This window comes from Maribacter sp. PR66 (genome assembly GCF_028464205.1).
GTDB classification, from domain to species: domain Bacteria; phylum Bacteroidota; class Bacteroidia; order Flavobacteriales; family Flavobacteriaceae; genus Maribacter; species Maribacter flavus.
The window spans coordinates 1,054,272-1,069,726 of the sequence record NZ_JAQPCH010000001.1 but is presented as its reverse complement, the minus strand read 5'-3'; the positions used below and the strand labels follow the sequence as shown (position 1 = coordinate 1,069,726).

General features: G+C 40.1%; 9 protein-coding genes. 1 reads left to right on the top strand and 8 read right to left on the bottom strand.

All coding sequences use genetic code 11. The features are described 5' to 3' along the window. Positions 1 to 12 precede the first annotated feature (12 nt). The 3 genes from PP181_RS04640 to PP181_RS04630 form a co-directional block, all read right to left on the bottom strand. A complete protein-coding gene (locus PP181_RS04640) occupies positions 13 to 1,071 on the bottom strand; it encodes an NAD(P)/FAD-dependent oxidoreductase (protein WP_272636144.1) in 1,059 nt (352 codons plus the stop codon). A 67-nt stretch (positions 1,072 to 1,138) separates the two neighbouring features. Next, complete coding sequence (locus PP181_RS04635) at positions 1,139 to 1,378, bottom strand: NifU family protein (protein ID WP_138257341.1); 240 nt, start codon at positions 1,376 to 1,378, stop codon at positions 1,139 to 1,141. Between the two features lie 11 nt (positions 1,379 to 1,389). Beyond that, on the bottom strand, positions 1,390 to 2,532 hold the full coding sequence (locus PP181_RS04630) for an Mrp/NBP35 family ATP-binding protein (protein ID WP_272636143.1): 1,143 nt from the start codon (positions 2,530 to 2,532) through the stop codon (positions 1,390 to 1,392). A gap of 201 nt (positions 2,533 to 2,733) precedes the next feature. Here PP181_RS04630 and PP181_RS04625 point away from each other — a divergent pair, with 201 nt between their 5' ends. Next, positions 2,734 to 4,407, top strand: coding sequence for an amidase (locus tag PP181_RS04625; RefSeq protein WP_272636142.1), 1,674 nt, complete (start codon positions 2,734 to 2,736; stop codon positions 4,405 to 4,407). Here PP181_RS04625 and PP181_RS04620 read toward each other — a convergent pair. The 5 genes from PP181_RS04620 to PP181_RS04600 all read right to left on the bottom strand — a co-directional run bounded on the left by PP181_RS04620 (position 4,404) and on the right by PP181_RS04600 (position 15,377). Continuing rightward, positions 4,404 to 5,069, bottom strand: a complete 666-nt coding sequence (locus PP181_RS04620) for an ABC transporter ATP-binding protein (RefSeq protein ID WP_154918021.1) — start codon at positions 5,067 to 5,069, stop codon at positions 4,404 to 4,406. The genes PP181_RS04625 and PP181_RS04620 overlap by 4 nt on opposite strands. Before the next feature lie 204 nt (positions 5,070 to 5,273). Further along, the gene (locus tag PP181_RS04615) at positions 5,274 to 7,667 is read right to left on the bottom strand and encodes a hybrid sensor histidine kinase/response regulator (RefSeq protein WP_154918020.1); all 2,394 of its coding nucleotides are present in this window, start codon (positions 7,665 to 7,667) and stop codon (positions 5,274 to 5,276) included. Between the two features lie 197 nt (positions 7,668 to 7,864). Then, on the bottom strand, positions 7,865 to 10,273 hold the full coding sequence (locus PP181_RS04610; RefSeq protein WP_272636141.1) for an FtsX-like permease family protein: 2,409 nt from the start codon (positions 10,271 to 10,273) through the stop codon (positions 7,865 to 7,867). A gap of 32 nt (positions 10,274 to 10,305) precedes the next feature. Then, positions 10,306 to 12,720: an ABC transporter permease gene (locus PP181_RS04605; protein ID WP_272636140.1), complete on the bottom strand. Its 2,415-nt coding sequence runs from the start codon at positions 12,718 to 12,720 to the stop codon at positions 10,306 to 10,308. Between the two features lie 257 nt (positions 12,721 to 12,977). Next, positions 12,978 to 15,377: an ABC transporter permease gene (locus PP181_RS04600; protein ID WP_272636139.1), complete on the bottom strand. Its 2,400-nt coding sequence runs from the start codon at positions 15,375 to 15,377 to the stop codon at positions 12,978 to 12,980. Positions 15,378 to 15,455: the final 78 nt, after the last annotated feature.

Below are 15,455 nucleotides of genomic sequence, written 5' to 3'. Positions count from 1 at the left end.
TACTTCCTAAAATCAATCAATCGCTTTTATTACTGCTTTGGGAGCTTCTTTTTTGGAACCATCAAAACCACTAACACCCCCCACAGTGGTATATTTCATCACGTATTTTTTATCTGGGAAAATTCTTTGATAGGCACTTTGGCACATCAAAGTGGCTTCATGAAAACCACAAAGAATCAGTTTTAATTTACCGGGGTAGGTATTTACGTCTCCAATGGCATAAATTCCTGGTACATTGGTCTGGTAGTCAAACGTATCTACTTTAATGGCGTTCTTTTCTATTTCCAAGCCCCAGTCCGCAATGGGTCCCAATTTAGGGGACAATCCAAAAAGCGGAATGAAGTTATCCACCTCTAAAGTAATATCTTCCGCGGCATTTGAAGTCTTTCGGATCACCACGGATTCCAGTTTTCCGTTCCCGTTAAGACCAACGATTTCCCCTGGTGTTATCAAATTTATCTTTCCTTGGTTCTTGAGATGCTGCACTTTCTCCACCGAATCCAAAGCGCCTCGAAACTCGTTCCTTCTATGTACCAAAGTGACTTCAGAAGCTACATCGGCCAAGAAAATACTCCAATCCAGGGCGGAGTCCCCGCCACCGGCTATGACAACGCGCTTGTTTCGAAAGGCTTCTGGATCCTTGATAATATAGGAAACCCCATTGTCCTCGTAATCCCCAAGGTTCTCCAATAGCGGTTTTCTTGGCTCAAAACTACCTAGTCCGCCTGCAATGGCTACGATTGGGGCATTATGTTGGGTTCCCTTATTGGTGGTAACAACAAAAGAACCGTCCTCCAATTTTTCAATGGTTTCAGCCCTTTCGCCCAAGGTAAAACCGGGTTGGAAAGGCCTGATTTGTTCCATGAGATTGTCCACCAAATCCCCAGCAAGAACTTCCGGAAAACCTGGAATATCATAGATGGGCTTTTTAGGATAAATTTCGGAACATTGTCCGCCTGCCTGTGGCAATGCATCGATTAGGTGACACTTTAATTGTAATAATCCTGCCTCAAAAACGGCAAAGAGGCCTGTTGGACCGGCCCCTATAATAAGTATATCTGTTTTAATCATGAAAAGCGCTATTAGCTAGCTAAACTACTTTCGGGAAAGCTTAAAAATTATGACTTTTATCAAGTTATCAATCCACATTGATAACCTCCTCGATTTGGGGGGCATACTTTTTTATGGTCATTTCCACACCACTTTTTAAGGTCATCTGATTGACACTACAGCCTACACAGGCGCCGTGAAGTTTTACCTTGACGGAATTTCCATTATCAATGGAAATCAAGGAAATATCCCCACCATCACTCTGTAAAAAAGGTCGGATTTCCTCCAATGCCTTTTCCACTTTTTCCTTTAAGTCGTCCGAAGTCATTGTTGTCATAACTACTTCTTTTTAACGGCAGAACAACCTGCCATTGTCGTTATTTTAATCGCCTCTGTGGGCGGTATATTTTCATTCCTTTCCACTACTTGTTGAACTACATTTTTTGTGAGTTCCTCAAAAGCGGCCTCAATAGGCGTAGCGGTCTGTAAGGCTGCCGGTCTCCCTACATCGCCGGCCTCCCTGATGCTTTGGACCAACGGAATCTCTCCTAAAAAAGGAACGTTCAAATCTTCCGATAGATATTTGGCACCTTCCTTTCCAAAGATGTAATACTTGTTCTCCGGAAGTTCGGCAGGAGTAAAATAAGCCATATTTTCAACAATTCCTAAAACCGGTACGTTAATGGAATCCTGTTGGAACATAGCTACCCCTTTTCGTGCATCGGCAAGGGCCACCTCTTGCGGCGTACTTACCACGACAGCTCCCGTTACCGGCATGGCCTGCATGATGCTCAAATGGATGTCTCCAGTTCCGGGAGGCAAATCCAATAACATAAAGTCGATTTCACCCCAATAGGCATCGAAAATCATTTGGTTCAGCGCCTTGGAAGCCATGGGTCCACGCCAAATTACAGCCTGATTGGGCTGGGTAAAGAATCCAATGGACAATAATTTTACCCCGTAATTCTCAACAGGCTTCATTTTGGATTTTCCGTCCACATTCACCGCCAAAGGTTTTTCCTGGGCCACATCGAACATGATGGGCATTGACGGACCGTAAATATCCGCATCCAACAGCCCAACCTTGAACCCCATTTTGGCCAAGGTCACGGCCAAATTTGCGGTTACGGTTGATTTGCCAACGCCTCCTTTACCGGAGGCCACCGCTATGATATTTTGAATTCCCGGAATGGGCTTCCCTTTTATTTCGTTCTTTTTTGAAGGCGTGGCAGGGGCATCTACCTTGATGTTCACCTTTATCTTGGCTTTCTCGTATACCTCCCTATGGATTGCCTTGAGAATTTCCACCTCCGTTTTTTTCCTGGCCTGAAGACTCGGGTTTTTTATGGTAATATCCACCTCGACCTCATCCCCAAAAATCTGTATGTTTCGCACGGCCCCGCTCTCGACCATATTCTGGCCCTCACCCGGAACGGTAATGGATTCCAAAGCCTTTATAACCTCCTTCTTATCTATCATCATTATGTAAATTCATTCTAAACAACAAAGATAATCCTTAGGCTTGAGATAAGGAAGCTATTACATTGAAATTGAAGATAAAACGATAGGAACAGTTTATGGGTTAAACCATTCAAATTTGGCTACAATACATTTTAACTACCGATAATAAATACCGAATCAGTGTAATGTAGTATTTTAGGCCAAAACCAATACTGACTATCCATGCGGCACACCCTCAAAAGAAAACCCTTCCTTTTAGTATTTTTCATTTTTGTCTTCCTGATGTATGCCTGTGGAGGGACGAAGCGCGAATTCAACAAAAGGGACGTAAAGCGAGCTCAGAACTTGGTGGGCGTTGCCTTTACCAAAAAACAGCTTGATACACTTTATCCGTATTTGGAACGCAATAGGGAAGGATTCGACTCGCTACGAGCCTACGAATTGGATTATACGGTATTCCCTGCTATCAAATTTGATCCGCTGCCCTTGAATTTCGTCCCAAGGCCGCAGGACTCCTTCCCTATTTGGGAGATACCTACGGATGTTGAACTACCTGCCAATAAATCCCAACTCGCCTTTTATACCATACCACAACTGGCATCGCTCATCAAGTATGGAAAAATAAGCTCAGTAGCATTGACCCAGTTTTTTATGGACCGAATCAAAAAATACGACGGAGTACTCCAATCCACCATCACCATTACCGAAAAAATGGCCATGGAACAGGCCGAAAAAATGGATGCCGAATTGCAAGCGGGAAAATACCGTGGAATTTTACACGGTATTCCTTATGGCGTAAAAGACTTGATTTCTGTAAAAGGATATAAAACGACTTGGGGAGCAGAACCGTATAAGGAGCAGGAGTTCGATATGACGGCCACCGTAGTCGAAAAACTTCAGGATGCCGGGGGCGTATTGATTGCGAAACTGGTATCCGGTTCCTTGGCGCGTGGTGATGTATGGTTTGGTGGGAAAACTAAAAATCCATGGGATATTAAAGAGGGCGCAAGCGGTTCATCCGCAGGTTCAGGGTCCGCCACTTCCGCGGGGTTGGTTCCTTTCGCCTTGGGTACCGAAACTTTGGGAAGCATTACTTCTCCCAGTACCCGTAATGGCATTACAGGGCTACGCCCTACCTACGGCCGGGTGAGCAGGTATGGCGTTATGAGCCTGAGTTGGTCCATGGACAAAATTGGCCCTATGGCCAGAAATGCGGAGGATTGTGCCATTGTCTATAGTATTATTTCAGGAAAAGATGCCATGGACCCCACTACTACGGACTATCCTTTTGGGTTAGACAATAACAAGGATGTTACTACCCTTAAGGTAGGTTATCTGAAAAAAGACATCGAAAAGGACACCTCCAAATCCAAGGACAACATGGTAAAGGCATTGGAGGTTATTAAAAAGATGGGTGTGCAAATGGATTCTCTGGAATTGCCGGAAGATGTTCCCTATAGTGGTTTCGATATCATATTAAGGGCCGAAGCGGGGGCCTTTTTTGATGACCTGGTACGATCATCCGACGTAGACAAGATGGTGGAACAGGACCAGCGCTCCCGAGCGAATTCCCTGCGCCAGGCTCGGTTCATTCCCGCTGTAGAGTATCTTCAGGCCAATCGGCATCGGGAAGTCCTGATCGAGAAAATGCACGAACTGATCAAGGACTATGATGTAATTATCTCCCCCTCCTTCGGAAACAGACAATTGGTTATCACGAATCTGACGGGACATCCCGTTATTTCCATTCCAACGGGTTTGGACAAAGACAAACACCCGACCAGCATCACCTTGGTTGGGAATCTGTATGACGAGGCGAGTATTCTTTTATTGGCAAAAGCGTTCCAAGAACAAACGGAGTTTGATGAGATGCATCCGGAAGGGTATATGGATTAAACCTTCCTGCCGTCCAACAAATTGATAATCCGGGAACCGTAAGCAGCGTTTTTTTCTGAGTGCGTAACTTGAATAATGGTAACACCTTCCTCTTTATTCAGTTTCTTGAAAAGCTGCATTATTTCCTCGCTCTGTTGTGAATTGAGGTTTCCAGTAGGTTCGTCGGCCAAGATGAGTTTTGGATTGGCTATCAAGGCCCTGGCAACTCCCACCAATTGTTGTTGCCCTCCACTTAATTGTGCCGGAAACAAATCCTTTTTGCCCACAATATTGAATCGGTCCAACATATCGGCCACCATGGCCTTCCTTTCGGAACCTTTGAATTTTTTATACAACAGGGGCATTTCCAAGTTTTCCTGTACCGTTAAATCATCTAAGAGATGATAGGATTGAAAAACAAAACCGATGTATTCCTTATACAGGTTGGAACGATGCTTTTCCTTTAAGGTGTGCACAGATTCATCCAAGAAATTATATTCGCCCTCGTCAAAGGTGTCCAACATTCCTATAACGTTCAATAAAGTTGACTTTCCAGAACCCGAGGGGCCCATTACGGAAATGAATTCACCCTCCTCTACTTCCAAATTAATGTCCTTTAAAAGGAAAATTCGTTGGCCGCCCGAATTGACCCACTTAAATATATTTTTTAGTTGCAGTAACATATATTTAGTTGATTTTACTTTACAAAATTCCTAATTAAAATAAAATCTTAACCACTATTGTACCAAAATTTAATTATTTGATTTTTAATTATATAAGAAAGAAAATAAATTTTAAATGGTAAAATTTTTTTACAGGTAGTGTAAAAATATTTTACACTTATCGATTTAACCTAATGTACTTAAGCCCAAGTGAACACCAACCTACTAACTTGCTTTTTTGAAAGTTAAGCTCCTTGAAATTTTCCTATAGACTAGTTTGCAATTGATAGGTTTTGTAGCATAATCATTGACTCCTAGTCTAAAAATTTCTTTTCTAGTCTTATCGGTACTGTCCGCCGTTAAAACAACGATGGGAATATTTGTAACTTTAGATGAAACCTTGCCTCCCCTTATCATGGCAATTGCCTCAAAACCGTCCATGACGGGCATTTGAAGATCCATCAAAACGATGTCGAAATCCTCTCGGCAAAGTAAATCGAGACCTTCTTTACCATTGTTGGCGATGCTAAGTGTTGTATTTTTCCACTTTTTAGCCATTAATTTAATCACCTGTTGGTTCATTTTATTATCCTCTACCAATAGAATACGGGCACCGTCCAAATCATATGCTTCTTCTTCGTCCTTATCTACTAGGGTGGTATTCAATTCCGCATCATACCCCAATACTAGATTGACGTTGAATTTGGTACCTCCGCCTTCATTATTCTTTATATCTATCGTGCCATTATGTAAGTCTACATAATTCTTCACAATAAATAAACCCAACCCTAACCCACTGAACTCTCTTTTATCCAAAAAAGACTTTTTGGTGAACGCTTCGAAAATAGTGCTCATTTTCTCTTTGGTAATTCCTGTTCCAGAATCGGAAACTTCAAGATTCAAATAGAATTTTGATTCTTCCTCTATTCTATATCTAAGATTAAAGGTAACTTTTCCAGTAGACGTGAATTTAATGGAATTGTCCAATAAATGATCTATTATCCTAATCAATTTTAATCTGTCCCCTATGATTCTTCCGGGTAAATTGGAAGGGATATCGATATTGAAATCCAGACCTTTTTGTTTTGCTTTTAGCTGGTTTTCGTCCAGTACTTTTTGAATTGCCGTTGATATATTAAAGGGGCACTGCTTCAATTCTTGATTTCCTTTTTCAATAACTGTAAAATCCAGAATGTCATCTATATGACCCAATAGGTTTTCGGAGGAATTCAGGATTAGTTCACATTTTTCACCAATCTCCTTTTCCTGTTTTTTCTCCTTTAGGGAATGGGCTACACCCATTATTAGGTTTAATGGCGTTCTAAGTTCATGGCTAATGTTGGATATAAAAGAGGACTTAATTTCGTTCATATCCTCAGCACGTTGCAAAGCCAATAATTGGTTTTTCTCATTTTCCATACGCAGTGTACGTATTCTTTTGCTCATGGATATTGATAAAAAAGTGATTTCCAAACCAATACCGAATTTGGCCCCGTTATCGGTAAAAAAGGAACTCTCAACGGCATTGAAGTTGTTAAGAATAAAAACGATGAAACCGAATACCAAAAATGAGATACCCATCACAAAACTTGGGTCTACGGATATTTCTTTTTTTCTATAATAAACCAATGTAGTTAGAGCCTGGACCAACACAACGAGACCAATGGCATTTGCAATGGGGTAGGTAATTGACAAAAATCCTGGTATTACCACTAAGGCTCCCAGAGCTATCAAAATTACCAAACACATACCTAGGTAAGAATTGTAAAGCCATTTGTTCTGTTTTTTTACACCCAAAAATTCGCTTCCATATTTCACAAAAAAGAGCAAGGATAATAATGCGGTCAGTAAAACGGCGTAATTAGAAAGCCAACCTCCATTTGGCGTGATGTACTGGTGAAAAAAACCATCCAAGGAAAACTGCATCAATGCGATGAAAAATACATAAAGGCTGTAATATGCAAAGGCAACATCTTTGAGTCCAAAATAGAAAAACAGATATACTATAAATGCCATAAATAAAATACCATAAAAAAGCCCGTAGAACATTTGTTCCTTATAGGTGGTTTCCAAAAAATAATCCGTCGGAATCAAGTCTAAAGGAAGCATTACAACTTCCCCATCGCTTTTAAGATGAATAATCCCTGATAATGTACTATTTGATGGAATGAACACCTTAAAAACAGACTTACGATTCCGGACACTTTTTTCTTGAAATGGAATTACATCCCCACTTTTTTGTAAGGATATAACTTCATTGTGGCCAATTTCATAAAATGTAGCAACATCAGTTATTGGCCTTGCCGTTTGCAAGTATGCAAAAAGATCTTCGTTTGAAACATTTTCTATTTCAAATTTTATCCATAGATGGTCTTTTGTAAAACCATAATTGTTTTTAAAATCCTTTAGCGGCCTAAAATTTAAATTACCTTCATTTTTAAGAATGTAATCAATGCTATGAACTTCGTCACCGGCAACATACATTGTAGCATTGGATTTCAATGAGGTTATTACATTTAAATCTGTACTTACCTGTATTTGCGCGTTTAAAAAGGTTATACCAAATACAAGAAAAAGGAAAGTGATCCTAGTTGAAAATAACTGTTCTTTTGATAGCATAAACGTAAGTAGGTTTTACAAACTTACCTTTGGGTAGCAAGTTTATTTTGGAAACCAAAGTACTATACCCTGATTTTTACAACTATTTAAAAAACGTGAGTTATGGTTTTATTGTACTTTTATTGGCTCTACGGTAAAGAAAACTCGTCGAAATAATCCCTAGCTTGTAAATCCTTATCTTTATAAGGAGTTGCCATCTATTCCGTTCGTAAACTTTTTACCGGGTTTGCCATTGCAGCTCCGATCGTTCTAGTCCCAATAGTTAAAAAAGCTATAGCCACAGCCAGAATACCTGAAACTGCAAAAAACACCCAGCTTAAATCAATCCTGTATTCATAATTTTCCAGCCATTTTTTAAGAAACCACCAAGCGATTGGAGAAGCAATCAAAAAGGCAAAAAGAACTAATTTTAAGAAATCCTTTGTCAGAATAAAGGTTATATTGGCCACGCTCGCACCTATCACCTTTCTTATACCTATTTCCTTCGTGCGTTGGGTAACTACCAGAATAGACATGGCAAAAAGGCCAATACAACTTAATATTATGGCTATTAGGGCACCACTGGTTATCAATAGAGCCATGGACTTCTCACTACGAAAGGTCCTATCTACATTTTCATCCAGGAATGAACCTAAAAAATCTGCATTGGGCTCCAGTTTTTTATAAGCATTCTCTACGGCCTCAAAACTATTCGCCATATTTGAAGAAGCCACTTTCACATAGGCATAGGTCAACGGCAAATCCTTACTCATATAAAATGTGATAGGTTCAATAGCTTTGTCCAAATCCTCAAAATGATAATCCTTAATAACACCTAATATTGGGCTTGTTTCATCACTGTCAATTGGTAGGGAAGCTGATAGGATATTCTCTTCGCCCAGTTGTTCGGCCATTTTTTCATTGATAAGAATTCCTATACTATCACCTATCCCGTTAAAGTTTCTGCCTAATGCCATTTCAAGTCCTAGGGTGGGCACATAATCAGGATCCACTACTAAAAAGTTTGTCCTTATAATTTTACCCTTGTAATCAAAGCCGATAACGCTCGATGATCGACTACCATCCTTGCCTCGGCCCAAATTGTTATCAGCACCTGAGACCTCCAATATATCCGGATTGCCTCTTAGCTCATCCTTTAGCAAATTTAGCAGGGCATAACTCTCCTTTTTTCCGTTCAAAGGAAAGGAAAGTACATGAGCTTTATCATACCCCAAATCTTTGTTGCGCATATACTCTATTTGTCCCCTCAGCACAAGTGTACCTGTAATCAAAAGAATCGCAATACCAAATTGCACGACCATCAACAAATCCCGTAACCTATTTTTACCGTTACTTTCCAATTTCCCCTTTAGGGATTGAATGGTTCCCAATTTGCTAAGTACTAATGCCGGATATCCTCCAACACTAAGGGTCACCAGTAGAACAATCGTAAAAGACAGACTCCAAAAGAGCGGTGTGGTTAAGGTATCTATAGAAGCTTGCGTACTAAAGGCGGTTTTAAAATCATCGAAAAGTAACAAACTGAGTAAAACGCCCATAATGGCCGAAGCCATAAAAATTAGAAAGCTTTCTCCCCAAAATTGAAAAAATAAGTGTTTTCTTTTTGCCCCAAGAGTCTTACGCATCCCTATTTCCTTGAGACGCTGGGAACTCTTGGCAAGACTCATATTTACGTAATTGACACAAGCAATGAAAAGAATTAGGAATGCGACGCCCATGATAAGATACGGCACACTTCTGCTTACCTCCGCATACCCTTTTCGGAAACTAGTAAAGTGTTTGTCCCTTAACGGTAATAGTTTAATTTGCCTATATAGTCCTTCCTCATTTGGGGAAGCCCCTGAATTTTTAGCATTCTCGATTACATCCTTATAATGAAGATTTACAAAGGAGTTTGTGTTTTCTTCAAATTGTGCAGCCGTAACATTGTCCTCAAGTTCCACGTAAACAGAATGATATTGTTCATTCCAAGTTTCTTTGGTATCCAAATATTCTGGATTTCTTTCAAATCTTAAAGCGATTTCAAAACCCATTTTCGTGTTCTTTGGCAAGTCCTTGGCAATGGCCCCAACAGTGAAAGGTTCTTGTTTGCCATTGATCAAAACATTTATATTCTGTCCGATTACATCAGTCCTTCCAAACAGTTTATTGGCGGCTTCTTTTGTTAATACTACATCACCCAAATTTTCAAGAATATTACCGTTGACACCTTTTTCAAGCGGAAAACTAAACATGGTAAAAAAATCCTTATCCACCCAATTTGCATTTAGCATAAGTTCCTTTTCACCATTAATAATCAAAGACACATCTTCCAAAAGCCTAGTTGTCTTAGCTATTCCAGGAACTTCGGTTTTCAATGCTTCCGCAAAAGGTGTAGGTTGGCTAATACCTGCTTCTGAACCATCCTCGGTTTGCTGAACTATATAAACACCATAAATTTTTTCCCTGTTTTCATGAAAGTTATCATAGGAAAGTTCATGAAAACCTGCCGTCGCCAATAAAATGGCCACTCCAAAGGCGGTGGTTAAACCTACCACATTAATGGTAGTAAAACCTTTGTCCTTCCAAAGATTTCTCCAAGCGATTTTTAAATAGTTTTTCAGCATTCTTTTGTTTTACAATAAATGATTAAATAAGTTTATTCCGCCCTTAAATTTTTCAAGGGTTTTAGCAAGGCGGCACTTATGGACTGATAGCTAATGGTTAGCAAGGCCACCAATAAAGCGATAAAGCCGGCCATTAAAAATATATCCCACCCAATATTTATTTTATAGGCAAAATCTTCCAGCCATCTGTTCATCATATACCATCCTACCGGTACGGCGATTAAGATGGAGAGTAAAATCAACTTCATAAAATCCAAGGTCAGCAATTGATAGATACTTTTAAAAGGCGCCCCAAGTACTAACCGTATACTTATTTCTTTTTTTCGCTGTTCCACCAAAAATGCTGATAAAGCGAACAATCCAAGGCACGCCACAAGAATGGCGAACATTGTAAAACTGTTGAATATTTTTCCCATCCGTTTTACATCGTCGTGCATTTGGACATATTCCTGGTCAAGAAATGTAAATTCAAATGTTTGATTGGGCACAAAATCATTCCATATACCTTTAATTTTCTCAATGGCACCATCACTTACCCCATTGGCAAGTTTCACTGAAACCATACTGGGTGCATTCCCCAATACCAAGGTTAGAGGCTCTATATCCTCCTTTAAATTTTTAAAATGGAAATCCTCCAAAACACCAATGATGGTCCAATCCTGGCCATTATTTATCTGTCTTCCTAATGGATTATCCAATCCCAACTTTTTGGCCATGCTGGTATTGATAACAATGGCCGAGGAATCATTGGCAAATTCCTTGGAAAATCCTCGTCCACTTTTCATTTGGAGGCCTAATGTGTTTATATAGTCATAATCTACCCTCCAGATCTGTGCTGGAACGGACCTTTCCTCTGTTCCCGATGCTGATTTCCTAAAACTATTTCCATTACGCTTGGTTCCCTCAACCGGAAGATAATCACTGATGGATACTTCCTTCACCTCTGAAAGTCCCAATAACCTTTCCTTAAATGCCTGAGCCCGATTGTTCAATAGGTTTGCCCCTTGCACCACCAATACCTGTTCTTTATCGTAGCCTAGTTTTTTATCCAGGATAAAGTTCATTTGTTTGTAGATAATCAGAGTTCCTATGATCAGTACTACTGAGGTCGTAAACTGAAAAACGACTAGACCACTTCGTAGACTACCACTTTTACTTCCTATACTGAGGTTTCCCTTAAGGACATTCACAGGCTTAAAGGCGGATAAATAGAATGCTGGATAAAGACCCGCAAAAAGGCCAATCACCAAAGTCGAAACAACGATAATAGGTAAAAACCACCACGAAGCCCAAGGCATTACTATGCTTTTGTCAGCTATGGAATTGAAGTTGGGCAATAAAAGCCAGGCCAACAAAACCCCTATAAAAAATGAGATAAAACTATAGATTATGGATTCGGTCAAAAACTGGCTTATCAAATTACCCTTAAATGCCCCAACCGTTTTTCTGAGTCCAACCTCCTTTGCCCTATTGGCCGATTTTGCCGTGGAAAGATTAATGAAATTTATGACTGCCAACAAGAGAACAAAACCAGCAATAGCAGCAAATAACCAAACAAAACGTATATCACCATGTTTGAGTCCGTCCCCCATTTTTATATCCGACTTCAAATGAATATCTCCAATGGGTTGTAGTTTGTACTCCAGGGTTTTCAATACTTCCATAAAATCCTCGCCCATCCCCCTTTCCATTTGGGCTGGAATAAAATAATCCTCCAAAATGGCGCCCATTTTTTCTTCCAGGGCAGGGATATTGGTGTTTTCATCCACTAGTACATAGGTAAAATAATTGGTTGTGGTCCAACTGGTATTTTTGTCTTCTATGACGAGTAAAAAATCAAAATCAAAATGGGATTTGATAGCGGGATTATTTTTTACAATTCCCGTTATGGTGTAGGGCTTGTCCGTGTTATCATCCAAAAACAAGGTCTTTCCTAATGCATCGCCATTAGGGAAATACCTTTGGGCCTTTTCTTCAGTGAGTATTATACTGCTAGGGTTTTTAAAAACCTCATCCCTATTACCCTCCAAAAAGTCCAATTCCAATATCTCTACTGCCCGCTGATCGGCAAAAACGAAACCGTCATCCAACATGTTTTGTGAAGACCCTTGAATCCTTAGTGCCCTTTTTCCCGCACCGAACAATTCGCTTGTATTTATTTTACCGGCTTTCTCAATTTCTGGATAGTTCGATTCCAAAGTTTCTGCAAAAAGTCTTTGAAAATGAACACTTTTCAAAACCTCTCCATCCATGGTTCCCTGCATTACCACCCTAAATATTCTATCCTTTTTTTGGTAGTGATCATCATAGCTAGATTCATTATTTATAAAAAGAGCTATTAACAAGCATGCTGCTATCCCAATGGAAAAACCGCCTATTTTGATAATAGTAAAGAGTTTGTCCTTTTTTATATTTCGCCAAGCGATTTTTAAGTGGTTTTTAAGCATACTATTCGTTTCTTGATGAGATGATGAGCCTAGTTGTGATTAGGAAAACTAATTTCATGCCAATTCAATAAACATCTGATTTTAAAACACTTAAGTTTTATAAATACCAAGAGACTGTAAAATATTTGGACAAAATATGTACAATATATTTACAACCTTTTACTAGTATGATAAAGATTTATGGATTTATGCTTTGGTTACATTTTGGGTGTTCCTGTGTGTTTTGAAATTACGTGAAACTTGTTGTTTGGAGTTGCTTACTCCGTTCGTAAACTTTTTACAGGGTTGGCCTTGGCGGCTTTAATCGCCTGAAAACTTACAGTAAGTAAGGTTACACCGAGTGCTCCCAACATAGCCAAGGCAAAAATCCACCACTTTAAAACTACCCGATACGGATATTCCTGAAGCCATCCGTTCATAATGAAATAGGCAATGGGGACAGCGATAAAACAAGAAATGATGACCAATTTTAAAAAGTCTTTGGAAAGCATGTTCCATACATTGAATATAGAAGCTCCCAATACCTTCCGAACACCAATTTCCTTCTTACGCTGCTCCGCAACGAAGGATGTAAGTCCAAAAAGTCCAAGACAACTGATCAAGATGGCCAAAGCCGTGAAGACCCCGGACAGGGTTCCTATGCGTTCTTCCGAAGCAAACTTTTCTCCATACTGACTGTCCACAAACTCATATTCAAAAGGGATATCAGGGAAGTGCTCTTTGAACACCCTTTCTACTACTGCTAAATTCTGTCCAGCACTTTGGTCAGGGTTCAATCTAAGGTTATAATAACTCCCATTATTGAACCGATCATATACATAAATACCTTGTTTCACGGGTTCGTAAGGAGATTGGGTAATCATGTCCTGTACTACGCCGATAATTTTCAAGGGAGGCCCCGGGTCTTCCTCGTCATCGTCCTTTAGAAGTTTCCCTACGGGGTCTGGCATGCCCAAATACTTTTTGGCGGTTTCATTGATGAGTACGCCCAAGGAATCCGTGGCATACTCCCTTGAAAAATCCCTGCCCTCCACTATTTTTAAGTTGAGCGACTTGGCATATTCCGGTGAAACCTCGGTCCAGGCCAAATCTTCCTGAAAACCTTCCGGTTTTCCCTCCCAGGTAAATCCACTTCTATTGGACCAAATCTGCGTTGTGGGACTACTGGAAGTGGACATTTCTACCACTGCTCCAGAACCTATAAACTCGCTTCGCATTAAATCATATTTTCCCTCAAAATCTTGACTGAACGTTGGAATCTGGATAAGCCCTTCTTTATCATAGCCTACCGGTCGATTTTTAGCGTAATTGATTTGCTGCATTACGATAACGGTGCCAATGATAAAAGCCACGGAAACCGTAAACTGTAACACCACCAATATCTTTCTAGGAAGACCTGCGTACTTGCCTGCCTTAAAAGAACCTTTCAGGACATCTACAGGTCTAAAGGAGGAGAGATATAGCGCAGGATAACTTCCCGCCAATAAGGAAGTGAACAAGATGAACCCAAGGGACACCAGCCAAAACGTACCATTGGCCCAAGGAAAGGAGATTTCCTTTCTAGACAGTTCATTAAAACCGTTCAATGAAAGAAGTACCATGACCAGAGCCAAAACAAACGCAAAAAGAACTACCAAAAAAGACTCACTTAAAAACTGATAGACCAACTGACCCTTCTGAGAGCCGATAGATTTACGAATACCTACCTCCTTGGCCCTTTTCTCAGATCGTGCGGTACTCAGGTTCATAAAGTTGATGCAGGCCAGTAGTAGCACAAATGCTCCAATAATGCCAAAAAGCCAAACATATTTGATGCGGCCTCCTACTTGTTTTCCATTTTCAAAACTGCCCCTAAGATACCAATCCTCCATGGGAAATAGAAAAATTTGTGGATTGAACTCCGCGCTATTCTCATTCAAGGTCTTTTTTACATCCTTTATTTTTGTTGTAACACCCGCCATGGTGGTATTATCCGCAATTTGTACGAACATTTGAAAAGAATTGTTACCCCATTGGTCCTCCGCATTTCGTATCCATTCATTATTCGCCAAGTACTTTTCCCAAGGAATGATAAATTCGGTATCGTTGAAAGAGTTGTTAAAGGGAATATCCTTGTAAACGGCACTAACGTTCATATCATGCTCGTTGCTCACTTTGATGGTTTTTCCAATGGGGTCTTCACTGCCAAAAAGTGCATTGGCGGTGGACTCCGATAGCATAATGGAATTGATTTCCCTTAATCCGTCCTTTTCCCCTTTTATGATTTCCAGATTTAAAAGTTCCGGACCTACACGCTGCATATAATTGCCTGGTCTGGAAATGCTCTTCTCCCCATATTTAAGGTAATGGTCATTGGTCCATGAACACATGATCAAATGCTCAAAATTGTCACTATAACCATCCCTTAGGGCCTTTTCAAGAGGTCTGGGTATAGCTGGCCCCGTTCCAGTTTCTCCATTGAAAGTTTGGGACTGAAAAATCTGGGCGATTTTTTCCTTGTTCTTAAAATAACTGTTGTGGGATAGCTCGTCCTGTATCCAAAGACCAATAATCAAGGTAACCGCCATACCTAGGGCCAGTCCACCAATATTGATAACCGAATAACCTTTGTTTTTTAGAAGGTTTCTCCAAGCAATTTTCAGATAGTTTTTAAACATGATTGATGAATTTTTTGATGCTGCGACTACGCACAGCACAGGTTGTTGTTTTAATAAAGACTATCTTTTTTTATAATT